Here is a 22,641-nt window from a genome sequence, read left to right as displayed (position 1 = left end):
GGCATCCCGGAGAGGGCCCGCCTTTGCACCGAAATCTGCTGAGGGGGGCCGGAGTCCGGCTCCGCCGGCAGGTTGCGGTCGGGGACGCGGGTCCGGTCCGGTTCCCACCTCGTCTGCAGGGTGCCCGCACCTATGGGCGCCCGGGGGAGAACGTGTGGCAGTGTCCTCGAGCAACCCTACTCACCAGCCGGCCAAGCGCACGTACGTGCTCGACACCTCGGTCCTGCTGGCCGACCCGGCGGCATTGACGCGCTTCGCCGAGCATGACGTCGTCCTTCCCATCGTGGTCATCACGGAGCTGGAAGGTAAGCGGCACCATCCCGAGCTCGGCTACTTCGCGAGGAAAGCCCTGCGCTACCTCGACGACCTGCGGGTTCAGCACGGCAGGCTCGACGAGCCGATGCCGACAGGGGATGGAACGATCAGGGTTGAGCTCAACCACAGCGATCCGTCCATCCTGCCCGTCGGGTTCCGCCTGGGCGACAACGACACGCGCATCCTGACCGTCGCGCGCTCGCTCGCGGCCGAGGGCTGCGACGTCGTGCTGGTCTCCAAAGACCTGCCCATGCGGGTCAAGGCGGCCTCGATCGGCCTGGCGGCCGAGGAGTACCGCGCCGAGCTGGTGGTCGAGTCCGGCTGGACCGGGATGGCCGAGCTGCAGGTGACGGCCGAGGACGTCGAGACGCTCTTCGACAAGGGCACGGCGGACCTGGAGGAGGGCAGGGAACTGCCCGCGCACACCGGCCTGCGGCTGCTGTCGGCCAAGGGATCGGCGCTCGCCAGGGTCGCGCCGGACAAGTCCGTCCGCCTGGTCCGCGGCGACCGCGAGGTCTTCGGCCTGCACGGCCGCTCGGCCGAGCAGCGCATCGCCCTGGACCTGCTGATGGACCCGGAGATCGGCATCGTCTCGCTGGGCGGCCGGGCCGGCACCGGCAAGTCGGCGCTGGCGCTCTGCGCGGGCCTGGAGGCGGTCCTGGAGCGCCGCCAGCACCGCAAGGTGGTCGTCTTCCGCCCCCTGTACGCCGTCGGCGGCCAGGAGCTCGGCTACCTGCCGGGCACCGAGGGCGAGAAGATGGGCCCGTGGGCGCAGGCGGTCTACGACACGCTCGGCGCGATCACCTCGCCCGAGGTGATCGAGGAGGTGCTCGACCGGGGCATGCTGGAGGTGCTCCCGCTGACGCACATCCGCGGCCGGTCGCTGCACGACGCGTTCGTGATCGTGGACGAGGCCCAGTCGCTGGAGCGCGGGGTGCTGCTCACGGTGCTGAGCCGGATCGGGGCCAACTCCCGGGTGGTGCTCACGCACGACGTCGCCCAGCGCGACAACCTGCGGGTCGGCCGGCACGACGGCGTGGTGGCGGTGGTGGAGAAGCTGAAGGGCCACCCGCTCTTCGCGCACGTCACGCTCACCAGGTCCGAGCGTTCCCCGATCGCCGCCCTGGTGACGGAGATGCTGGAGGACATCACGATGTGAGCCGCGGCGGGCTCACCTGAGCTCGCGGCAGGTGTACGGCCGCCCCTCCGCCTTGGCGGGGCGGCCGTCGTTCTCCCGGACGATCTTCACCTGCTCGAACGCGAAGTCCTGCTGCGCGGTGCAGACGATCTGGGCCTTGCCGAGCCGGCTCAGCGGCCGGTCGCCCTTGAAGTACACGGTCAGCGTGGAGGTGCGCGGGAGCTGCATCTCGTCGCGCTGCACGGGGTCGAGCGAGTCCTTCATGCCGACGTACTCCAGGCCGTGCAGCTCGGTGGTGCGGTCGCCGAGCGGCTGGTCGGAGGCGGCGAAGAGGGCGCCGAGCAGGCTGCCCACGGTGCCGCTCTCGACGTCGGCGGGTTCGAGCGTGAGCTGCTTGTTCCTGATCAGGTAGATGGTCTTCGAGGGCGGCGGGAGCTTGATGGTCGGCGCGGCGCCCTTGGTCTGGACGTCGGTCGGCGAGATGCCGCAGGCCGCCACGGCCAGCAGGGCCGCGGCGGCGACGAGGACCCGGCGCACGATCATCGGTGCGGTCATCGCTGCCTTCATCGGTGCGGCAGCCAGACCGTGAACAGGGTGCCCGGCTGCTGGGCGCGTACGGAGATCGTGCCGCCGTGCAGGTGCACGTTGGCGCGGGCGATGGCCAGGCCGAGGCCGCTGCCCTGGCTGCGGGCCCGGCCCGCGCCCGCCTTGAAGAACCGGTCGAAGACGTGCGGCAGCGCCTCGGCGGGGATGCCCTTGCCGTGGTCGCGCACCTTCACCTCCAGACCGTTCTCGGTGCCGCGCGCGGTGACCTCCACCGGGGGCAGGCCGTGCTTGAGCGCGTTGCCGACCAGGTTGGCCACGATGACGTCGAACCTCCTCGGGTCGAGGTTGACGGTCAGGCCCTGGGAGGCGGTGACGTCCACCTCGTCGCTCCAGCCGCGCACCTCCAGGCAGTCCAGGATGGCGTCGGCGACGTTCACGGGCTCCACGTTGAGCGTCGCGGTGCCGGCGTCGAACCTGCTGACCTCGATCAGGTGCTCGACCAGCTCGCGCAGGCGCCCGATCTCGCGCAGCACCAGCCGGACGGCCTCCGCGGGCGCGTCGGGCAGCCGGCCGGCCTCCTCCGAGAGCATGTCGGCCACGGCGGTCATGGCGGTGAGCGGCGTGCGCAGCTCGTGCGAGACGTCGGCCACGAACCTGCGGGACATGGCCTCCAGCGAGCGCAGCTCCGACACGCTCAGCTCCAGCGCCGCCGCCGCGTCGTTGAACCTGGCGGTCAGCTCGGCCAGCTCGTCCTGGCCGTGCACCGGCAGGCGGGTGTCCAGCCGGCCCTGGCCGAGCGCCTGCGCCGCCGCGCTGAGCCGCCGTACGGGCAGCAGCACCTGCCGGGCCGACAGCAGCGCCACCACCAGCGCGATCAGCACGATCACCGCGCCGCCCTGGGTGAGCGTGTTGCGCAGCGTCGTGAGCTGGCCCTCCTCGTCGTGCAGCGGGAAGAACACGAACGCGCGCAGCCCGGTGGCCTCGGGGGCGACGCCGGGCTCGAACCGGTGGACCTCGGCGCCGACGATGAGCCACAGCTCGTTGCCGATCACCTTGCGCTGGGTGACGACGTTCTGCTTGGCCCGGCCGTACAGCTCGTTGGGGACGTCCTTCATGGTCATCGGGCCGTCGGCGGACAGCAGGTTGCCGTACTCGACCAGGACGCTGCGGCCGGGGCTGGACAGCGTACGGACGACCTGGTCCAGCTCCTTCATGGACGGCGCCGCCTCGCCCGGCCTGAGCTTGCCGACGGGGAAGGTGATCCGGCCGAGCTCCCGGGTCACCAGGTCCAGGGAGGTGGTCTCGGCCCTGGTCACGAGCGCGGTCTTGGCCAGCTCGAAGCCGATGGTGGCGACCAGCGTCGACGCGGTGACCGCGACGAGGGTGAAGGTGATGACCAGGCGCGCCCGCAGCCCGGTGGGCAGCGGGATCACGGAGGGCTGAACCGGTAGCCGAACCCGCGCACGGTGTGGATGAAGACGGGCTCGGCCGGCCTCGGCTCGATCTTGGCGCGGACGCGCTGGACGCAGGCGTCCACCAGCCGCGAGTCGGCGACGTGCGTGTGGTCCCAGACGACCCGCAGCAGGTAGCGGCGGTTGAGCACCTGGCCGGGATGCCGGACCAGCTCCAGCAGCAGCCGCAGCTCGGTCGGCGTCAGGTGGATCTCCTTGCTGGCCAGCGTGACCTTGAGCGCCCCACGGTCGATCACGAGGTCGCCGAAGGTGATGCGGTCGGAGGTCGCGGACTCGGCCCTGCGCAGGATGGCCCTGATGCGGGCGTCGAGCACCCGCGGCTCGACCGGCTTGACCACGTAGTCGTCGGCGCCCGCCTCCAGGCCGACCACCACGTCCAGGTCGTCGCCGCGGGCGGTGAGCAGGATGACGGGGAGCTGATCGAGCTTGCGGATGCGGCGGCAGACCTCGACGCCGTCGATGCCGGGCAGCATGACGTCGAGTATCGCGATCTCGGGGCGGCGGGCGCGGATGTGGTCCAGAGCCTCCTCGCCCGTCGCGTAGGACGTGACGGAATGTCCCTGCCGCGTCAACGCCAGCTCCAAGGCTGTGCGGACGGAGGGATCGTCTTCTACAAGGAGGATGCCGGCCACGCGCACATTATTATTCCATGTCCCCTATACCCGGGTTGTGTCATCAAACTGTGACCGGGTGCGGATCAGATCCTGAAGATGGGGCGGAACCCTGAAAGCGGCCTCCCTTCGGTGCGGGCGCTCGAAGGGAGGCACCTCTCAGCCTGTGACGAAACTCACAATTTTTCGTGAAAAAGGTTGTTACCTGCTGGTTGGCCAAGAGAACGTCAACCGAATCCCGCGTTCCGGTTGCGGACCACCCCCCATGACAGGGCAAGCTCATGGATCGTGAGCCCCGGTCCGCAGTTGAGTGAGCGCCCCCCGAAGGATGACCTTCGTTCGGCGCGTCGCCGGCCTTCGCGTTTCACCCCCAAGCGCGTCGCCGTCGCCGTCGTGTCCCTGGTGGTGGTCGTGGGCGGTGGCGGTTACGTCGCCTACCGCGCCATCGACAACGCCGGTAAGCCGCCGGTCGACCCGTTCACGGCCGAGCAGCTCGGCGCGCTCGCCGGCGGCAACCTGTTCGCTCCCGACCCCGAGACCGACGCGCTGAAGAACGCCGCCGAGCAGGCGTACCGGGCCGACCAGCTCAAGAAGGGCCGCGGCGGCACCACCAAGAAGCTCAACTGGGTCGTGCCGAAGAAGGCGCCGGGCGGCAGCGGCTTCCCGCCCGCGAACTTCCCGCCGGGCAGCGACCCCTCGCCGGGCAGCAACAAGGCCGTCGCCAGGTCGATGCTCGCCGCCAAGGGCTGGGGCGCCGACCAGTGGGGCTGCCTGGAGCTGCTCTGGCAGAAGGAGAGCGGCTGGAACGAGCGGGCGATGAACCGCTACTCCGGCGCGTACGGCATCCCGCAGGCCCTGCCCGGCAGCAAGATGGCCAGCGCGGGCGGCGACTGGCAGACCAATGCCACCACCCAGATCGCGTGGGGCCTCGGCTACATCAAGGGCCGCTATGGCACGCCCTGTGGCGCGTGGGGGCACTCACAGTCCACAGGATGGTACTAACAGGTCAACTCTTCTTCTGTAATCGGCAAGCCGTCTCACCCGATCGTGTATGAGCGGCGCACGCTGGCCGCATGGGTGCGAAGGTCAGTGTGATCGTCAATGTCCACAACCCGGGTGACACCGCGGACGCGTGCATCCGCTCCGCGCTGGAGCAGACGCTGCCCGCCGCCGAATACGAAGTGATCTTCGTGGACGACGGCTCCACGGACGGCATCGGGGAACGGCTGGACACCATCGCCGATCTCCGCGAGAACGTCCGCGTGCTGCACCTGCCGCACACCGGGTCGCCCTCTCGCGGCCGCAACATGGGCGTGGCCGCGGCGGAGGGCGACTACGTCTACTTCCTCGACCAGACCGACCGGCTGGCGCGCGACGCGCTGGCCCGCATGCACGAGCGCGCGATCGAGACCGACGCCGACGTGCTGATCGGGCGGCTGGCCCGCGACTACGGGCCGCCGATGGTGGCGTTCGAGCGCAGCACCGCCCGCGCCGACATCCTGCGCGAGCGCCTGATGACGCTGCTCGTCCCGCAGCAGCTCTACCGCCGGGCCTTCCTGGAGGAGCACGAGCTGGGCTTCGCGATGCCCGGCGGCAGGCTGGCCGAGCAGGCGTTCGTGATGCGGGCCTACCTGCACGCCAAGGTGATCGCCGTCCTGGCGGAGGAGGTCTGCTGCCAGCTCGGACCGCGGCCCGAGGCGCCCGAGGAGGACCCCCGGGTGATCGTGGCCGGGCTGAGCACGCTGCTCACCGACATCGACACCTACGTCGGCGCCGGCCGCCAGCACGACCGCATGTACGCCTACTGGTTCCGCTCCGCCGTGCTCAGGCCGCTGTTGACCGCCAGGTTCGCCGACTCCTCCGTGGACCGGGGCATGCACTTCCGGGTCGTCCAGGAGCTCGTCGGCGAGCGTTTCCCCGAGCGGATCGACCGCTACCTGCCGGTCCAGCTACGGGCGGTGGCCGCGTTCGTCCGGTGCGGACGCCTGGACCAGATCGTCATGTTCGCCAACTCCACCCGGCGCGCGGGCCTGCGCGCCGAGCTCACCGAGATGCGCTGGGACGCCCACATCCTGGTGCTCGGCCTGACCGTGGAGGTCATGGCCGGCGACGGCCTGCCCGACCGGTACCGCGTGGACGGCGAGCGCCTGCACTGGATCCCGCCGCGCTCGGTCGACACCAAGCTGCTGTCCGACGACGTCACCGACATCACGGCCGACGTCGAGCGGGCCCGCATCGACGTCTACGTCCGGCACAGCGCGACCGGCGTGGTGCACTTCCTGCCGGCGACCCAGCACGTCGAGCGTTCCCCCGACGGCCGCCGCCGGGTCCGCGTGCAGATCAGGGGCGAGGCCCACCTGGACGTGACCAGCGCGGCGATGGGCCGGCCGCTCAGCCCCGGGCAGTGGGAGGTGCACGTCCGCATGTTCAGCGGCGCCAACCAGGCCAGGAGCCGGGTCGGCCGGGACGAGGGGCCGCTCAACTGCCTGGGCGTGCTGGCCCAGCGGCCCAGGATGCGGCTGGTGGTGCCGTGCTGGTCGGACAAGGGGGAGCTGGGCCTGGCCGTCGAGCCGCGCTCGTTCTCGGAGTCGATCGCGCTGGTGTCGCCGGGGGTGACCGTCCGCCAGCTCGACGGCCACGTGTACGTCGTGCTGCCGGTCCCGTACGTGCCGCCGAGCGGCGGGCCGCCCCTGGAGCTGGTGCTGCGCAGCACCGGCCGCCGGGAACGCGAGGTGTGCGCGCCCGCGCTGGTCGAGGCCGGGGTGCCGGGCAAGCTCGCCGGCCAGCTCGTCGCCAAGATCCCGGTCAAGCGGCACATGCCGAGCGAGGAGCACCTCGGGCCGGGCGCCTGGCTGTCGTCGCTGCGCTCGTCCGACGAGGAGATCGGGCTGCGGTTCGGCCTCCAGGTGCGCCGGGGCCGGGTCGAGACGCGCCCGGCCGTCGCGGTGGACCCCCAGCGGCGCTCGCCCATGGGCCGGGACACCGCGCTCCACCGCCTCGGCAGGCGCCTGCCCGGGGCGCGGCACATCGTGCGCTGGGCGCGCGCGGGCAGGCATCGCTACCTCAAGGAGTGACCCAGCCCTCCAGCTCCTGGAAGGCGTCCCTGAAGGCCGGGAGCATGGGCCTGAGCCGGTCGGGATAGACGTCGACGAGGCTGTCGAGGTGGTTGCCGCCCTCGATCCGGTGGTAGCGGAACGGGCGGTGCGGGCCGACCATCCCGGCGTAGACGTCGGAGTCGCGGGAGATCGGCAGCAGCGAGTCGAGCGTCCCGTGGATCGTGATCAGCGGCTTGGTGATCCGGCCGGTCAGCCCGATCCTGGCCATCGCGGCGGACGGCCGGCGCGCGTCGTAGTCGTAGTCGGCCGCCGCGCCCGTGTAGGACGGGTCCAGCTCCTTCTGGTACAGCTGCTGGGTGAGCTCCCAGTAGTACTGCCGGTGGAAGGGCCACAGGAACTCCGACCCCGGAGCGAACCCGGCCGCCCGCACGCCCGCCTCGTCGGGGTACGCCTTCAGCGCGGGCGGCAGGAAGTTCAGCAGGTTGTCGCCCTTGACCCGGAAGAGTGTCCCCTCCCAGTCCACGCCGCCGTCGTAGAGCCAGGCGCGGTTCTCCAGCTGCCACCTGACCAGATAGCCGCCGTTGGACAGGCCGGCCATGAACGTACGGGCCGGCGGGCGGCCGTACCGCTGCCTGACCACGGCCTTGGCGGCCACGGCGAGCTGGGTGACGCGGTCGTTCCACTCGGCGATGGCGTCGCCGGGGCGGCGGCCGTCCTCGTGGAAGGTCAGGCCCACGTTGCCCTTGTCGGTGGCGGCGAACGCGTAACCCTTGGACAGCACCCAGTCGGAGATCGTGTAGTCGTTGGCGTACTGCTCCCGGTTGCCCGGGGTGCCGCTGACGACCAGGCCGCCGTTCCACCGGTCGGGGAGCCTGATCACGAACTGGGAGTCGTGGTTCCAGCCGTGCGTGGCGTTGCCGGTGGAGGTGTCGGGGAAGTAGCCGTCGAGCTGGGTGCCGGGCACGCCGGTCGGGTTGACGGTGGCCTTGGAGTGCAGGCCGGCCCAGTCGGCCGGGTCGGTGTGGCCGGTCAGGGTGGTGCCGGCCGTGGTCAGGTCGTCGAGGGTGGCGCTGATCAGCTTCTCCGCGCCGGGCACGGTCAGGCCGTCCGCGGCGGGCACGGTGAGCAGGCTCGCGACCAGGGTCAGGGCGACGAGCATCAGACCTCCTCCAGGTGCTCGGCCAGCAGGCGGCCGAACTCGGCGGGCCGCTCCAGGTGGGGGCTGTGGCCGCAGTCGTCCAGCACGACCTCGCGGTAGCGGCCGTAGCGGTCGAGGACCGCCCTGGTCTGCGTCACCATCGGCTGGGCCGGGGTGCCGGGGGAGCCGGGCACGACGCCGATCGCGCCCAGGTGGGCCAGGTCGAACAGCGAGGTGTCGGAGACGATGACGTCGTCGGCGCCCCTGATCCACAGCACGGGCGGCCTGGGACCGATCTCGTGCAGGTCGTCCAGGCGGAAGTGGGTGGGGGCGCATGCGTTGAGCACGCCGTGCTTGCCGGGGGCCACGCCGGGCCAGGCGGGGGAGCCGGCGGCGTCGCCCGGGTAGTTGGGCTCGCCCACGCGGGTGGTGAGCATGGAGCGCAGGTAGAAGTCCTCGTCGGGGATCTGCGGGTGCTTGACGTAGCCGGTGCGGAGCACGTTGCGGGGGGACGTGGGGGATTCATCGGACATGTCGCCCGCCTTCAGTCGGGCCACGAAGTCCGGGTTCGCCGCCCCGGCGCCCGATCCCGCGCCGTCGGGGTGGGTGAGCGTGCCGTCCGGGCCCTCGGTGCCGCCGAAGCCGTACGGGGAGATCGGGTTGACCAGCGTGACGCTTCTGACCAGCGCCGGACGGTCGCGCAGGAGCTGCAGGACGACGCCGCCGCCGAGGCTCCAGCCGACCAGGTGCACGCCGTCGAGCCCGAGCGCCTCGACCAGCTCGGCCAGGTCGTCGGAGAAGTCGCGCAGGCCCCTGGTGGCGTCCACCGGCTCGGGGTCGGTGTCGCCGAAGCCACGCAGGTCGGGGGCGAGCGGGCGGTAGCCGGCGGGCAGCGCGGCCATGCTGTCGCGCCAGAAGGCGCCGGAGGAGACGTTGCCGTGCACGAACAGCACGGGCTCGCCGGACGTCCTGCCCTCGACGGTCAGGACGTGCTGCGTGAGGCGGGGGGTGGTGACCTTCATCGCGCGTGGATCCTCTCGGCCAGGTCGCGTCCCTGGGTCTCGCGGGCGGTGTAGACGGCGACCAGCGTGAGCACCGCCGCCAGGCCAAGGTAGACCGAGATGGGCACGCTGCTGGAGTAGCTCTTGAGCAGCGCCACCGCGATCAGCGGGGCCAGCGCGCCGGCCACGATCGCCGAGAGCTGGGCGCCGATCGACACGCCGGTGTAGCGCGTCCTGGTGCCGAACAGCTCGGAGAAGAAGGCCGCCTGCGGGCCGTACATCATGCCGTGGAAGAGCAGGCCGACGGTGACCGCGAGGGTGATCGCCAGGAAGTTGCCCGTGTCCACCAGCGGGAAGAAGGCGAAGATCCACACGCCGATCCCGGCGGCCCCGGCCAGGTAGATCGGACGGCGGCCGACCCGGTCCGACAACGCGCCCCACATCGGGATCGTGACGAAGTGGATCGCCGAGGCCACCAGCACCGCGGTCAGCACCGTCGAATTGTCGATCTTGGCGTTCTTCGCGTACGTGATGACGAACACCGTCAGCAGGTAGAACGAGATGTTCTCGGCCAGACGGGCGCCGATGGCGGTGAGCACGTCCTTCCAGTGGTGCCGCAGCACGCCCACGATCGGCGCGGTCGGCTCCGGCTCGGCCTGCTGGAACACCGGCGACTCGGTGATCGTCAGCCGGATCCACAGCCCGACCATCACCAGCACCCCCGACAGCAGGAACGGGATCCGCCAGCCCCACGACAGGAACGCCTCGTCGGACTGCCAGGCGGCCAGCACCGCCAGCACGCCCGTGGCCAGCAGGTTCCCGCCGGGCGCGCCCGCCTGCGGCCAGGAGGCCCAGAACCCGCGGCGCTTCGTGTCGCCGTGCTCGGACACGATCAGCACCGCGCCGCCCCACTCGCCGCCGAGCGCGAAGCCCTGCACGAGCCGCAGCGCGGTCAGCAGCAGCGCCGCCGACGAGCCGAGCGTGGCGTACGTCGGCAGGCAGCCGATCAGGAACGTGGCGGCGCCCATCATCAGCAGGCTGACCACCAGCAGGGTCTTGCGGCCCACCCGGTCGCCGAAGTGGCCGAAGACCAGGCCGCCGAGCGGGCGGGCGACGAATCCGACGGCGTAGGTGAGGAACGACAGCAGCGTGCCGGTCAGCGGATCGGACTCGGGGAAGAAGAGTTTGTTGAACACGAGAGCGGCTGCCGAGCCGTACAGGAAGAAGTCGTACCACTCGATGGTGGTGCCGATCAGGCTCGCGGCGACGATCCTCTTGATGGAAGTGGCCATGCCGGTCACGGTAAAGAGTGACCGGCGTCACTTATATGGGGCCGGGACCCACAGTCTGCGGGGAGGATGTGTGGCCGAGCCGGTGCAGGCGGAGGGCGAGCTGGATCTCCAGCGCGCGTTCGGGCTCCAGCCAGCCGTCGCCCAGCAGCTTCCCGATCCGGTCGAGGCGCTGGGTGACGGTGTTGACGTGGATGTGCATGGCCTCGGCCGTACGGGAGGGTGAGCCGCCCGTGCCGAAGTAGGCCGACAGGGTGTCGGTGAGTGCGGTGCCGCGGCGGGCGTCGTAGTCGATCACCGCGCCGACCACGCGGCCGACGAAGCCGCGCACGTCGCGGCCGTCGCCCACGAGCAGCCCCACGAAGCCCAGCTCGGCGGCGCTCGCGCCGTCGCCGGCCCGGCCGAGCGCCAGCAGCGCCTCGGCGCACCGCCGCGCCTCCTGGTACGCCTCCGCGACGTCCCGCGCCCCCGCCGCGCCGCCTCCCGATCCGCTTGCTGCGCCCCCGCCCGAGCCGCCCGTCGGCGCGCCTGTCGAGGCTTCGGGGAGTCGGGCCGGGGAGGCGCCCGCCGTCGCCGGGCTGTGCAGCGACGCGCTCAGCTCGGCCGCCACCCGCTGGGCGAGGCCGCCCGCGTCCACGCCCGGCAGCAGCAGCACCACCTCCTCGCCGCGCCCCGCCGCCAGCCCGTGCCGGACCGTGGCGTGCGAGGAGGCCCAGAACGCCGCCCGTTCCCGCTGGCCGCCGTGCCTGGCCACCACCACGACGTGCGGCGCGCGCAGGTCCACGCCGAGCCGCCGGGCCCGGTCGGCCAGGCCCGGCGAGTCGGGCCGCGAGATCAGGTCCTCCAGCAGCTCACCCCTGACCCGGCCCTCGGCCTCGGCCACGCTCCGCCTGAACAGCAGCAGCAGCGCGCACACCAGCGCCGCCCGCTCCAGGATGCGCTCGTCGGCGTCGTCGCTGCGCAGGACGAGCGTGCACAACGGCTCGCCGCCGACGTCCACCGACGCGATCAGCTGGTCGCCCCTGCGCACGGTACGCCCCAGCGCCCTGGACGCCTGCGCCGCCTCGAACACGCCCGCGTCCAGCTCCCCCACGTCGCCCGTGATCGGCCGGCCCAGGTCGTCGAGCACGGCCAGCGACCCGCCGAGCACCTCGGTCACCACGGCGGCGACGTCCTCGATGCCGCCGCCCCGCAGCACCAGCGAGGTCATCCGGTCGTGGGCCAGCGCGGCCCGCTCGACGGCCTCGCCGTGCGCCCTGGCGGTGCGGTGGGCCTGGGAGAGCTCCTCCAGGGCGTTCCTGGTCTCCTGGAGCAGCCGGGCGTTGTCGATGGCGACGGCGGCGTGCGCGGCCAGGCTCGCCAGCAGCGAGACCTCCTCCTGGTGGAAGGGCCTGGCGCTGCGGTTGGCCGCCATCAGCACGCCGATCACCCGCTGGCCCAGCCGTAGCGGCACCCCCAGGATCGCGACCAGGCCCTCCTCCTTGACGGCCTCGTCGATGTGTCCCTTGTGCCGGAACCTGGCGTCGGCGAAGTAGTCGGCGGTCGCGTACGGGGTGGCCGTCTGCGCGACCAGCCCGCCCAGCCCGGCGCCCATGGCCAGCCTGAGCGCCCGGAACTTGGCCGAGATCGACCCGTCGGTGACCCGCATGTACGTGTCGCCCTGCTCGGGGTCGTGCAGCGTCATGTACGCGATGTCGGTCGCGAGCAACTGCCTGGCCCGGTGGACGATGGCTTCCAGCACGGCGTCGAGGTCGCGCAGCGCGGCCAGGTCGCCGGCGGTGTCGTAGAGCGCCGACAGCTCGGCCTCCCGCCTGGCCCGCCGCCTGAGCAGCGCCCTGACCTTCAGCGCCTCGACCTTGGCCTGCTCCAGCTCCTCGATCGTGGCCGGATCGGCGCCCTGCGCCCTGGCCTCCACGATCGGCCCCTCGAACTCGACCGCCGACGCCTCCCGCGCCAACAACTCAAGGAAGTAGGTGGTCACTAATGGGCCGTCCAGCCGCCGTCTACGGGGAGGGAGGTGCCGGTGATGAAGGAGCCGTGCGGGCCGCAGAGGTAGGCGACCAGTTCGGCGACCTCTTCGGGCTCGATCAGCCGCTTGACCGCGGCCGGCTGGAGCATGATGTTCTCGACGACCTCGTCGCTGCCGATGCCGTGCACCCGGGCCTGGTCGTCGATCTGCGCCTCGACCAGCGCCGTGCGCACGTACGCCGGGCACACGCAGTTGGACGTCACCCCGTGGGCCGCCCCCTCCAGCGCGACGACCTTGGAGAACCCCTCCAGCGCGTGCTTGGCCGTCGTGTAGGCCGACTTGTACGGCGAGGCCCGCAACCCGTGCACCGACGACATGTTCACGAACCGCCCCCACCCCCGGGCGTACATGCCGGGCAGCACCCGGCGTGCGATCAGGAACGGCGCCTCCACCATCACCCGCATCATGGTGGAGAACACCTCCGGCGGGAAGTCCTCGACCGGCGCCACGTGCTGGAACCCGGCGTTGTTCACCACGATGTCCACCGGCTCGTCGGGCAACGACGCCGCGAAGGCCGGATCGCTCAGATCGGCCACCACCGCGACCCCGCCGACCTCCGCGGCCACCTTCCCGGCCGCCTCGCCCTGCCTGTCGACCACCAGGACCTTGGCCCCCGCGGCGGCCAGTCGCCGGGCGCAGGCGGCGCCGATGCCACCCCCAGCCCCCGTCACCAGCGCGGTCCGCCCAGTCAGCTCCTTCGCCATACTCCGAACCCTAGGCGCTCGCCGCGCCGGGACGCATGGGTGCCGCCGACATAGATGCGACCCGACCTATGTGGATCACCTCTCCGTCGGCGGCCGGGTCATGGACAGCACGTCGAGGGCGGCGTCGAGCTGCTCCTCGGTCAGGGTGCCGTCGGCCACGTGGCCGCGCTCGACGACGACCTCCCTGATGGTCCTGCGCTCGGCCAGCGCCTGCTTGGCTATCTTGGCCGCCTCCTCGTAGCCGACGTGCCTGTTGAGCGGGGTGACGATCGAGGGGGAGGACTCGGCGTACTCGCGCAGGCGCTCGACGTTGGCCGTGATGCCGGCGACGCAGCGGTCGGCCAGCAGCCTGGACACGTTCGCCAGCAGCCTGATCGACTCCAGGATGTTGCGGGCGATGACCGGGAGCTGCACGTTCAGCTCGAAGCTGCCCGAGGCCCCGGCGAAGGTGATCGCCGCGTCGTTGCCGATGACCTGCGCCGCGACCATGGCCGTGGCCTCCGGGATCACCGGGTTGACCTTGCCCGGCATGATGGACGAGCCCGGCTGGAGGTCCGGCAGGTTGATCTCGCCGAGCCCGGCGCGCGGGCCCGAGCCCATCCAGCGCAGGTCGTTCGCGATCTTGTTGAGCGACACGGCCACCACCTTGAGCTGCCCGGACAGCTCCACGATGGAGTCCTGGGCGCCCTGGGCCTCGAAGTGGTCGGCGGCCTCGCGGAAGGGGATGCCGGTCGCCTCGGCCAGCTTCGCTATCGCCCGCTGCGCGAAGCCGGGCGGCGTGTTGATGCCCGTGCCGACCGCAGTCCCGCCCAGGGGCAGCTCCAGTACGTGGTTCAGCGCCGTGCGCACGCGGGTGCCGCCGTGGTCGATCTGGGCGGCGTACCCGCCGAACTCCTGCCCGAGAGTCACCGGCGTGGCGTCCATCAGGTGGGTCCGGCCCGACTTGACCACCTGCGCGAACTCGGCCTCCTTGGCGTGCAGCGTGTCGGCCAGGTGGGCGAGCGAGGGCAGCAGGTGGAAGGTCACCTCGATCGCGGCCGCCACGTGGATCGAGGTCGGGAAGACGTCGTTGGACGACTGGGAGGCGTTCACGTGGTCGTTGGGGTGCACGGGCCGCCCCAGCCGCTCCTCGGCCAGCGTCGCGATCACCTCGTTGGCGTTCATGTTGGACGAGGTGCCGGAGCCGGTCTGGAAGACGTCGATGGGGAAGTGGGCGTCGTGCTCGTTGTCGGCGACGTCCGCGGCGGCCTGCGCGACGGCCTCGGCCAGGTCTTTGTCAATCACGCCCAGCTCGCCGTTGACCTCGGCGGCGACCGCCTTGACCAGGCCGAGCGCGGCGATGTGGGACGGTTCGAGCGGCCGCCCCGAGACCGGGAAGTTCTCCACCGCCCGCTGGGTCTGGGCCCGCCACCGCGCTCCCGCCGGCACGCGGACCTCGCCCATCGAGTCATGTTCGATTCTGAACTCGCTCATGACTCCAGTCTGTCCCACGGCCGCGCGATCAGTCCGGGGCCGGCCCGCCCCGCGCGGGGACGGGCCGTCGTACCGGTGACGGCACGCTCAGCTGGAGATGAGCGCCACGATGAGGACGGCGATCACGACCGCGGCGGCCGCCGCCACGGCCATGAGCACGAGCATGCCGTTGCGGTTGCCCGCCGGCGGCTTCTCGGGCGGCCCGGCGATGGCGAACAGGTCGGTCCCGAGGCCCTGGCCCTGGTGCGGGCCGCCGGCGGGCGGCACCGGCTGCCCCGGTCGGCTCTGTCCTGGCCCACCCGGCACCGGGCCACCCTGCTGCGGACCTTGCTGTCCCGGACCCTGCTGTCCCGGGCCCTGCTGCCGCGCGGCTTGCTGTGGTTGCTGCGCCGGCGGGTAGACCTGCTGGCCGGGGGAGCCGCTCCGCGGCGAGGCGATGTGCCTGGTCGTGACGGTCCCCTCGTCGTCGGGACGCTGCGGCGGACGGCCGCCGCCCTGCTCGGGCCCCGGCGGGAACGGCCCCTTGGGACGCATCACGCTGACGGTCCGATCGGGGTCGAAGTCGCCGTCGTCGCCGGTGTCGCCCGCCTGCGGCGGCTGCGCCGGGCGCGCGCCCCGCGGCGGCTGACCGGGTGCGGTGCTCTGGGGCATCGTCGGCGCCCCCAGCGGGCTCCGGGCGGGCTCCTGCGCGCCGGACGGCACGGGCCCCGGCCCCTGGGGCCCTGAGGGCCGCGCCCCGGCGGGACGCACCGGCTGCGGGCCCGACACGGGCGGGGCGCCCGCCCCGTACGCCTCCTGAGCCCCTGAAGGGCGCCCCTGAGGGCCGGAGGGACGTCGGGGGCCGGAGTCGGTGAAGGGGTCGGGCAACGCGGCCTCCTGGGCCATCAGGGCTTCCGCCGTGAGCGCCGGCATCTCGCTCGTGGGCGTGTCGGCGACCATCCGCATGAGCGTCTCCGCCTTGGCGGCGCTGAGCCGCTGCCGGTAGTCCTTGTTGAGCAGCCCGTTCAGCACCGGCCGGAGCCGTCCGGCCTGCGTGGGCGGGTCGGCGCTCTCGCTGAGCAGCGCCGCCAGCGTCTCGGCGATCGTGGCCCGCTCGTACGCCGGCCGCCCCTCGACCGCGAAGTACAGCGTCGCCCCCAGCGACCAGATGTCGGACTCGGGCCCGGTGTACTCGCCCCTGGCACGTTCCGGGGCCGTGTACCCGGGCGAGCCGATCACCATGCCCGTCTTGGTGAGCCGCGAGTCGCCCTCGGCCTTGGCGATGCCGAAGTCCGTCAGGACCACCCGGCCGCTCTCGGTGATGAGCACGTTGCCCGGCTTGACGTCGCGGTGCGTGATGCCCTGGGAGTGCGCGGCGCGCAACGCGCCGAGCAGGTCGACGCCGATCTCGGCCACGAGCCGCGGCGGCAGCGGCCCCTCCTCCTCGATCACCTGCTCCAGGGAGCGCGCCTCGATGAGCTCCATGATGATCCAGGGGCTGTCGTCCTGGATGAGCACGTCGTGGATGGCGGCGACGGACGGGTGGTTGATCCGCGAGGCGATGCGGCCCTCGCGGACCATGCGCTCGCGTAGCTCGGCCCGCTGGTCCTCGGTGAGCCCCTGGTCCTGGCGGATCTCTTTGACCGCCACCTCGCGCCCGAGCGCGCGGTCGCGGGCGCGCCACACGGTCCCCATCGTGCCCCGGCCGAGCGGGGCGATGAGCTCGTAGCGCTCCGCGAGCAGGCGTGTCTGCTGTTCCGGCATGAGAAGAAGATATCGATTCTCGCTTGGGAAGTGCTTTACCCTCGCTTGCGAAGTTCTCTTGGCCAGAACCGCCGAGGAAGGAACAACTTTATCACCGCAGCCTTGAAACGGACATAAGTGGACGGACTTGGACGTGGTTCGACCCGCTTGCGGTGGACGCCCTCACCCGGCCTGCGCTCCTGGCGCGGCGGCGGGACCGACAGCGTGGCGGCGGCGGCCTCCGCCCTGTGCAGCCCGCGGTGCGCGGGCCTGCGGGCGAAAGGGGGTGAGGCGACCACGGGTACCGGGCGTACGGGCCGGCGCGGGGCCAGCGGCTCCTCCGCCGAGCCGCCCGCGGCCACCCGGGCCAGCATGAGCGAGGCCCGTACGGAGTCGAGCCGGGTCTGTGGATCGATCCTGAGCAGCGCGTCGAGCACGGGCGCCAGCGGGCCCGCCTTGCTCATCGGGATCGGCTCGCCACTGGTCAGCGCGGCCAGCGCGGCGGCGGCCGTACGGCGACCGTGCAGCCCCCGGCCCTCGACGGCGGTGTAGAGGGTCGCACCGAGCGACCACAGGTCGCCCGCGGGGCTGGCCTTGGAGCCGAGAACCCGTTCGGGGGCGATGTAGCCGGCCGATCCGAGCACGATGCCGGCCTGCGTGATGGAGACGTCGCCTTCGAGCGCGGCCAGGCCGAAGTCGGTGAGCACCGCGCGGTCCTCGGTCACCAGGACGTTGCTGGGCTTCACGTCGCGGTGCAGGATGCCCTTGGCGTGGACGGCCCGCAGCGCGCCGAGGATCTGCCGGCCGATCTCGGCGGCCCGGCGCGGATGGAGCGGTCCGTGCTCCTGGATGAGCTGCTCCAGGGACCTGGCCCGGAGCAGCTCCATCACGATCCAGGGACGGTCGTCCTCGGTCACGACGTCGAAGACGGTGATGACCGACGGATGGGCCACCATCGCGGTCGCCCTGCCCTCGCGCTCGGTGCGGGCGCACAACTCCGCGCGCAGCTCCTCGTCGAGGACGGTGGGCAGCCGTACTTCCTTCACCGCCACGTCGCGGTCGAGCAACTCGTCATGCGCCCGCCAAACGGTGCCCATGCCGCCGCGACCAACCGGCTCCACGAGCCGATAGCGCGCGGCGAGAAGGTAACCGGAGGGCGCACGCATGCCAGGCAGCTTACCTATTTGTGTAAACCGACCAGTAGAGGCGGGGCCGATAAATTGTTGCGAACTTAAGTCAACCCGCCTGACTCGTTACGTCAGCGAACCTCCGGGCCACATCTGCCCAGTTGACGAGGCCCCACAGTTTCTCGACGTAGTCCGGACGCACGTTGCGGTACTGCAGATAGTAAGCGTGCTCCCACGCGTCGAACACGAGAAGCGGCGTGGTGTTCATTCCGACGTTGCCGTGGTGGTCGTAGATCTGCTCGACCACCAGCCTGCGGCTCAGCGGCTCCCAGGCCAGCACGCCCCATCCCGAGCCCTGGACCGACGCCGTGGCCGTGGTGAGCTGCTTCTGGAACGCCTCGAACGTGCCGAAATGCTCGTCGATGGCGGCCCTGAGCGCGCCGTCGGGGCGGTCGCCGCCGTCGGGGGAGAGGTTCTCCCAGAAGATCGAGTGCAGGACGTGGCCTGACAGGTTGAAGGCGAAGGTCTTCTCCAGGCCCACCAGATTGCCGAAGTCGCCGCCCTGGCGGGCCTCGGCCAGGCGGTCGAGCGTGTCGTTGGCGCCCTTGACGTAGGCCGCGTGGTGCTTGGCGTGGTGCAGCTCCAGGATCTCGCCGGTGATGGCGGGCTCCAGCGCGCCGTAGTCGTACGGCATGTCGGGAAGGGTGTAGTCCCCCATGGGTCCGTCCTCTCGAAGTAGATCTCTGGAGGACACTATTGCAAGTAGTTCGCAAGTGCATCAGACTTGCGACCTAGGTCTCGCCTTGGCATCGTGGCGGGAGTCAGTTGGGTCCAGTTTGTGCGCGGACGGCATAAGCCGTCCGCGCACAGGCGTCCTGTGGGGATTTCTTGGGGTGGGAATTACCCAGGTCAGGGCGCTGTTGTACCCGTTTGTACGCGACGGCAGGGCAGCCGTGTCGAGGCGCCCCCGCAGATCTGTCGTCATCACCCATCGCAGGATTCACACCTGTGACCCGCCGTGCCTCATGCGCGGACGGTGAGCAAAGGAGCACCCCCCGATGGCCAAGCACGCCATGATGACCACGTCCCATATCGCCAAGCTCGCTCTCGGCGCGACCATCGCCGCGACCGCGCTGGGCGCCACTGCCGCCGTCAGCGCCGAGACCGCGCACCGGACCGCCGCCCAGACCGCCGCGCAGCAGTCGGCCGCGCAGGGTTCGGCCCAGGGCCGGGTGAACGTCACCGCCGCCCAGGTGCTGGCGACGGCCCGCGCCCAGGTCGGCACCTCCGAGGACGCCAACGGCGGCGGCACCAAGTTCCAGAAGTGGTACGCCGACTCCCAGCGCGCCGGCGAGACCGTCGCCCGCGACGGCGGCAGCCGCCAGGACTACCTGAACGCCGCCTGGTGCTCGATGTTCGTCTCCTGGGTCGGCGAGCAGACCGGCGCCCGCCCGCAGGTCGGCTGGGACGCCTACACCGTGAGCCACGCCAAGTGGTTCGCCGCCAACGACCGCTGGGGCACCGAGGCCAAGCCGGGCGCCGTCGTCTTCTTCTCCTGGAGCGGCAGCAAGAGCCTGAGCGACATCCAGCACGTCGGCTTCGTCGTCAAGGACAACGGTGACGGCACGATCTCCACGATCGAGGGCAACACCGGCAATGGCAAGGTCGAGGAGCGCGTCCGGCCGACCTCGCAGGTCGTCGGCTACGGTTACCCGTCCTACGCCGCCTGACACATCGACACAGCGCGCATTCCTGCCCGGGATGCGCGCTTTGTGGCATTACCGCACGTCACAGCGACTGTGACGCTCGGCACACCTCTCTCCCCGATAAATGTGCATGATGCCTAGTAGGGCACTTTCCGGCGTACGGCAGGCTGAATGACAGGAACCACGGCACGCCGTCAGCAAGATGTAAGGGTGCCGAAAGGGGACGGGGGCATGGTTAGGACATGAGAGCAGGCGAGAACCCACGAGCAGCTGAAACTGTCGGTGCCGGCCCTGAGACTGGGTAGGACGCCGAAGTTCCACCACTGACGACAGAAGTTGAAGGACGTGATGGAGATGCGCCAGACACAGGTTCGCCGCCGGCCGAAGAAGCCGGTCGGCGCCACCCTGGACCTTCGCACGCCGTCGGGGCGACAGTTGCCCTTTTGAACATCAGGAAGCAGGAGCGCCATCTGAGAGGTGCGCGATGATGTGCAGTCACTTTCCCGTATGCCCCAGTGCGGACTCGCCCGACCGTGAGCGTTCGCACGTGATCTCGGCCCACCCCGACCAGGGCTGGAGCCTCCTCTGCAACGGCGTGGTGCTGTTCGAGGACACGGGTCTGCTCCTGCCGGACGGCAGCGTCGTCGCCCCCCACCGAGCCCCTGTCGCGGCCTGAGACGCCCGAGGGCAACCCCCGTCGTCCGGTGCCGAGGGGCTTCGACCGCCGCCCGGCACCCTTCGACGCGCTCGGGCCCTACCTGCGCCCGATGCTCAGCACCGGCCCTGTGCGGTCGGTGAAGAAGTCGTCACCCTTGTCGTCGACGACGATGAAGGCGGGGAAGTCCTCGACCTCGATCTTCCACACCGCCTCCATGCCCAGCTCGGGGTATTCGAGCACCTCCACCTTCCTGATGCAGTCCTGGGCCAGCCGGGCGGCCGGGCCGCCGATGGAGCCCAGGTAGAAGCCGCCGAACTTCTGGCACGCCTCCGTCACCTGCCTGGACCTGTTGCCCTTGGCCAGCATGACCATCGAGCCGCCCGCCGCCTGGAAACGCTCGACGTAGGAGTCCATGCGGCCGGCCGTGGTGGGGCCGAACGAGCCGGAGGCGTAACCCTCGGGGGTCTTGGCCGGGCCGGCGTAGTAGACCGCGTGGTCCTTGAGGTACTGGGGCATCTCGCCGCCCTCGTCGAGCAGTTCGGCGATCTTGGCGTGCGCGATGTCGCGGGCGACGACGAGCGGGCCGGTGAGGGAGAGCCGCGTCTTGACGGGGTACTTCGTCAGCTCGGCGAGGATCTCCTGCATCGGCCTGTTGAGGTCGACGCGGACGACGTCGTCGGACAGGTGCTCGTCGGTGGTCTCCGGCAGGAAGCGGGCCGGGTCGGTCTCCAGCTTCTCCAGGAACACGCCCTCGGCGGTGATCTTGGCCAGCGCCTGGCGGTCGGCCGAGCACGACACCGCGATGGCCACCGGGCAGGACGCGCCATGCCGGGGCAGGCGGATCACGCGCACGTCGTGGCAGAAGTACTTGCCGCCGAACTGGGCGCCGATGCCGAGCTTCTGCGTCAGCTCGAAGACCTTGGCCTCCAGCTCCAGATCGCGGAAGCCGTGCCCGGAGGGCGAGCCCTCGGTGGGGATGGAGTCGAGGTAACGGGCGCTGGCGTACTTGGCGGTCTTGAGCGCGAACTCGGCGGAGGTGCCGCCCACCACCACGGCCAGGTGGTACGGCGGGCAGGCCGCGGTGCCCAGCGAGCGGATCTTCTCCTCCAGGAAGGCCAGCATGCGCTTCTCGTTGAGCACCGCCTTGGTCTCCTGGTAGAGGAACGACTTGTTGGCCGAGCCGCCGCCCTTGGCCATGAACAGCAGCTTGTACTCGTCGGCGTGGCCGTGGGGGTCCTCGGCGTAGAGCTCGATCTGGGCGGGCAGGTTGCTGCCGGTGTTCTTCTCCTCCCACATGGTCAGCGGGGCCATCTGGGAGTAGCGCAGGTTGAGCTTGGTGTAGGCGTCGTAGACGCCGCGCGAGAGGTGCTCGGCGTCGCGGCCGTCGGTCAGCACGTGGCGGCCGCGCTTGCCCATGACGATGGCGGTGCCGGTGTCCTGGCACATCGGCAGCACGCCGCCGGCCGAGATCGAGGCGTTCTTCAGCAGGTCGAGGGCGACGAAGCGGTCGTTGCCGCTGGACTCCGGGTCGTCGACGATCTTGCGGAGCTGCGCCAGGTGCGAGGTGCGCAGGAAGTGGGAGATGTCGTGGACCGCGGTCTCGGTGAGCAGCCGCAGGGCCTCGGGGTCGACCTCCAGGAACGTACGCCCGGCCGCTTCGACCTTCCGCACCCCCTCCGACGTGATCAGCCGGTACTCGGTCTCATCGGCGCCCAGGGGAAGCAGATCGGTGTAGTCGAAGTCCATGTCCATAGAGGGTACGCCCCCCGTCAGGTGGTCATCCCGGGGCCGGCACGGGCTCCGGCGAGCGCCGCGCGGTGAGCCCCACCAGGATGCCGACGATCACCAGACCGGCCCCCGCCAGGTCGTAGACGCCCGGCGTCGCGATGCCGAGCACGAGCCCCGTCACGATCGCGCCGACCGGGATGAGCCCGGCGAACAGCCCGGCCGTCCCGGGGCCGAGCCTGGGCAGCGAGGTGTACCAGAGGAAGAAGGCCATGACCGTGACCACGACCGCCAGGTACACGAAGCCCAGCGTCTCGGCCGCGGTCGGCGTCCTGAACATGGCGGCGCCCTCCTGGACCAGGCCGACCACGGCCAGCATGGGCACGGCCAGCGCCGTCGAGTACGCCGAGACCCGGATCGCCCCCAGCTTCGGCAGCAGGGGGATGGCCAGCATGGAGAAGCTCACCTCGCCCACCAGCGCCCCGAGCGCCCACAGCAGGCCGGTCGGGTTCCCGCTGCCCAGCCCGGTCGCCAGCGTCGCGCCGGCCACCACCACGGACGCGCCCACCAGCAGCCGCGGCGCCGGACGCCCGCCGGCCAGCGCCAGCGCCAGCGGCACGGTGCCGAGGACGGTGCCCACCAGCGCCGGCCCCGAGGCCCGGGTGGACTCGACGACGCAGACGTTGAAGACCACCAGCCCGAGCAGGGTGAGCCCGCCCAGGTACAGGGTCTCGCGCCCGGTCAGCCGGACGAACCGCAGGCCGAGCGCCCTGGTGACGACCAGCAGGATGAGCGCGGCGGCGAGGTAGCGCACGGCCTGGCCGCCGTACACGGGATAGGAGCCGATCAGGCCGGACACTCCGGCCAGGGTGCCCACCAGGAACATGGCGGTGGCGGCTCCGGCGATTCCGTTTCTCATGTGCAGGATCGT

19 protein-coding genes are annotated in these 22,641 nt (G+C 71.4%); 5 read left to right on the top strand and 14 right to left on the bottom strand.

Annotation, left to right across the window (positions count from 1 at the left end; translation table 11 throughout):
- Positions 1-154 precede the first annotated feature (154 nt).
- Positions 155-1,474 (top strand): PhoH family protein, encoded by a 1,320-nt coding sequence (locus ABZ459_RS25215; RefSeq protein WP_357974617.1) that lies wholly within the window; start codon positions 155-157, stop codon positions 1,472-1,474.
- Between the two features lie 12 nt (positions 1,475-1,486).
- Here ABZ459_RS25215 and ABZ459_RS25210 read toward each other — a convergent pair whose 3' ends face one another.
- Genes ABZ459_RS25210 through ABZ459_RS25200 form a run of 3 tightly spaced genes read right to left on the bottom strand, consistent with a single transcriptional unit; the run spans position 1,487 to position 4,103 of the window.
- Positions 1,487-2,008: a hypothetical protein gene (locus ABZ459_RS25210; protein ID WP_357974614.1), complete on the bottom strand. Its 522-nt coding sequence runs from the start codon at positions 2,006-2,008 to the stop codon at positions 1,487-1,489.
- Between the two features lie 8 nt (positions 2,009-2,016).
- On the bottom strand, positions 2,017-3,432 hold the full coding sequence (locus tag ABZ459_RS25205; RefSeq protein ID WP_357974611.1) for a HAMP domain-containing sensor histidine kinase: 1,416 nt from the start codon (positions 3,430-3,432) through the stop codon (positions 2,017-2,019).
- Positions 3,429-4,103 carry a response regulator transcription factor gene (locus tag ABZ459_RS25200; RefSeq protein WP_125636689.1) on the bottom strand — a complete coding sequence of 225 codons (675 nt, stop codon included), beginning with the start codon at positions 4,101-4,103 and terminating at the stop codon, positions 3,429-3,431. The genes ABZ459_RS25205 and ABZ459_RS25200 overlap by 4 nt, the downstream gene beginning before the upstream one ends.
- A 378-nt stretch (positions 4,104-4,481) precedes the next feature.
- On the opposite strand from ABZ459_RS25200, the gene ABZ459_RS25195 reads away from it, so the two are divergent.
- On the top strand, positions 4,482-5,084 hold the full coding sequence (locus ABZ459_RS25195; protein ID WP_357974908.1) for a lytic transglycosylase domain-containing protein: 603 nt from the start codon (positions 4,482-4,484) through the stop codon (positions 5,082-5,084).
- A 71-nt stretch (positions 5,085-5,155) separates the two neighbouring features.
- Positions 5,156-7,156 carry a glycosyltransferase family 2 protein gene (locus tag ABZ459_RS25190; RefSeq protein WP_357974608.1) on the top strand — a complete coding sequence of 667 codons (2,001 nt, stop codon included), beginning with the start codon at positions 5,156-5,158 and terminating at the stop codon, positions 7,154-7,156.
- On the opposite strand, the gene ABZ459_RS25185 is transcribed toward ABZ459_RS25190, so the two are convergent.
- From ABZ459_RS25185 to ABZ459_RS25145, 9 genes are all read right to left on the bottom strand, one after another.
- Positions 7,146-8,297 (bottom strand): tannase/feruloyl esterase family alpha/beta hydrolase, encoded by a 1,152-nt coding sequence (locus ABZ459_RS25185; protein WP_357974605.1) that lies wholly within the window; start codon positions 8,295-8,297, stop codon positions 7,146-7,148. The two genes, ABZ459_RS25190 and ABZ459_RS25185, sit on opposite strands and share 11 nt — an antisense overlap.
- The gene (locus ABZ459_RS25180; RefSeq protein ID WP_357974602.1) at positions 8,297-9,298 is read right to left on the bottom strand and encodes an alpha/beta hydrolase; all 1,002 of its coding nucleotides are present in this window, start codon (positions 9,296-9,298) and stop codon (positions 8,297-8,299) included. Before ABZ459_RS25180 ends, ABZ459_RS25185 begins: the two co-directional genes overlap by 1 nt.
- Positions 9,295-10,569 carry an MFS transporter gene (locus tag ABZ459_RS25175; protein ID WP_357974599.1) on the bottom strand — a complete coding sequence of 425 codons (1,275 nt, stop codon included), beginning with the start codon at positions 10,567-10,569 and terminating at the stop codon, positions 9,295-9,297. Before ABZ459_RS25175 ends, ABZ459_RS25180 begins: the two co-directional genes overlap by 4 nt.
- 31 nt (positions 10,570-10,600) lie before the next feature.
- Positions 10,601-12,547 carry a helix-turn-helix domain-containing protein gene (locus ABZ459_RS25170; RefSeq protein WP_357974596.1) on the bottom strand — a complete coding sequence of 649 codons (1,947 nt, stop codon included), beginning with the start codon at positions 12,545-12,547 and terminating at the stop codon, positions 10,601-10,603.
- Positions 12,547-13,299, bottom strand: a complete 753-nt coding sequence (locus ABZ459_RS25165; protein WP_357974593.1) for a 3-hydroxybutyrate dehydrogenase — start codon at positions 13,297-13,299, stop codon at positions 12,547-12,549. Before ABZ459_RS25165 ends, ABZ459_RS25170 begins: the two co-directional genes overlap by 1 nt.
- 75 nt (positions 13,300-13,374) lie before the next feature.
- The gene (locus tag ABZ459_RS25160) at positions 13,375-14,772 is read right to left on the bottom strand and encodes a class II fumarate hydratase (RefSeq protein WP_357974590.1); all 1,398 of its coding nucleotides are present in this window, start codon (positions 14,770-14,772) and stop codon (positions 13,375-13,377) included.
- Between the two features lie 87 nt (positions 14,773-14,859).
- On the bottom strand, positions 14,860-16,515 hold the full coding sequence (locus tag ABZ459_RS25155) for a protein kinase (protein WP_357974587.1): 1,656 nt from the start codon (positions 16,513-16,515) through the stop codon (positions 14,860-14,862).
- Between the two features lie 35 nt (positions 16,516-16,550).
- Entirely contained in the window at positions 16,551-17,660 is a 1,110-nt protein-coding gene (locus ABZ459_RS25150) for a serine/threonine-protein kinase (RefSeq protein ID WP_357974584.1), read from the bottom strand.
- 70 nt (positions 17,661-17,730) lie between these two features.
- Positions 17,731-18,339, bottom strand: coding sequence for a superoxide dismutase (locus ABZ459_RS25145; RefSeq protein ID WP_357974581.1), 609 nt, complete (start codon positions 18,337-18,339; stop codon positions 17,731-17,733).
- A gap of 340 nt (positions 18,340-18,679) precedes the next feature.
- On the opposite strand from ABZ459_RS25145, the gene ABZ459_RS25140 reads away from it, so the two are divergent.
- On the top strand, positions 18,680-19,351 hold the full coding sequence (locus ABZ459_RS25140; protein ID WP_357974578.1) for a CHAP domain-containing protein: 672 nt from the start codon (positions 18,680-18,682) through the stop codon (positions 19,349-19,351).
- A gap of 463 nt (positions 19,352-19,814) precedes the next feature.
- Positions 19,815-20,003, top strand: coding sequence for a DUF5999 family protein (locus tag ABZ459_RS25135; RefSeq protein WP_352327892.1), 189 nt, complete (start codon positions 19,815-19,817; stop codon positions 20,001-20,003).
- A 78-nt stretch (positions 20,004-20,081) separates the two neighbouring features.
- On the opposite strand, the gene ABZ459_RS25130 is transcribed toward ABZ459_RS25135, so the two are convergent.
- Together ABZ459_RS25130 and ABZ459_RS25125 are read right to left on the bottom strand one after the other, a co-directional pair.
- Positions 20,082-21,731 carry a fumarate hydratase gene (locus tag ABZ459_RS25130; protein ID WP_357974575.1) on the bottom strand — a complete coding sequence of 550 codons (1,650 nt, stop codon included), beginning with the start codon at positions 21,729-21,731 and terminating at the stop codon, positions 20,082-20,084.
- 31 nt (positions 21,732-21,762) lie between these two features.
- Positions 21,763-22,629, bottom strand: coding sequence for a DMT family transporter (locus ABZ459_RS25125; RefSeq protein ID WP_357974572.1), 867 nt, complete (start codon positions 22,627-22,629; stop codon positions 21,763-21,765).
- Positions 22,630-22,641: the final 12 nt, after the last annotated feature.

This window comes from Nonomuraea sp. NPDC005692 (genome assembly GCF_040631115.1).
Taxonomy (GTDB): domain Bacteria; phylum Actinomycetota; class Actinomycetes; order Streptosporangiales; family Streptosporangiaceae; genus Nonomuraea.
This window is presented reverse-complemented; position numbering and strand designations above follow the sequence as displayed.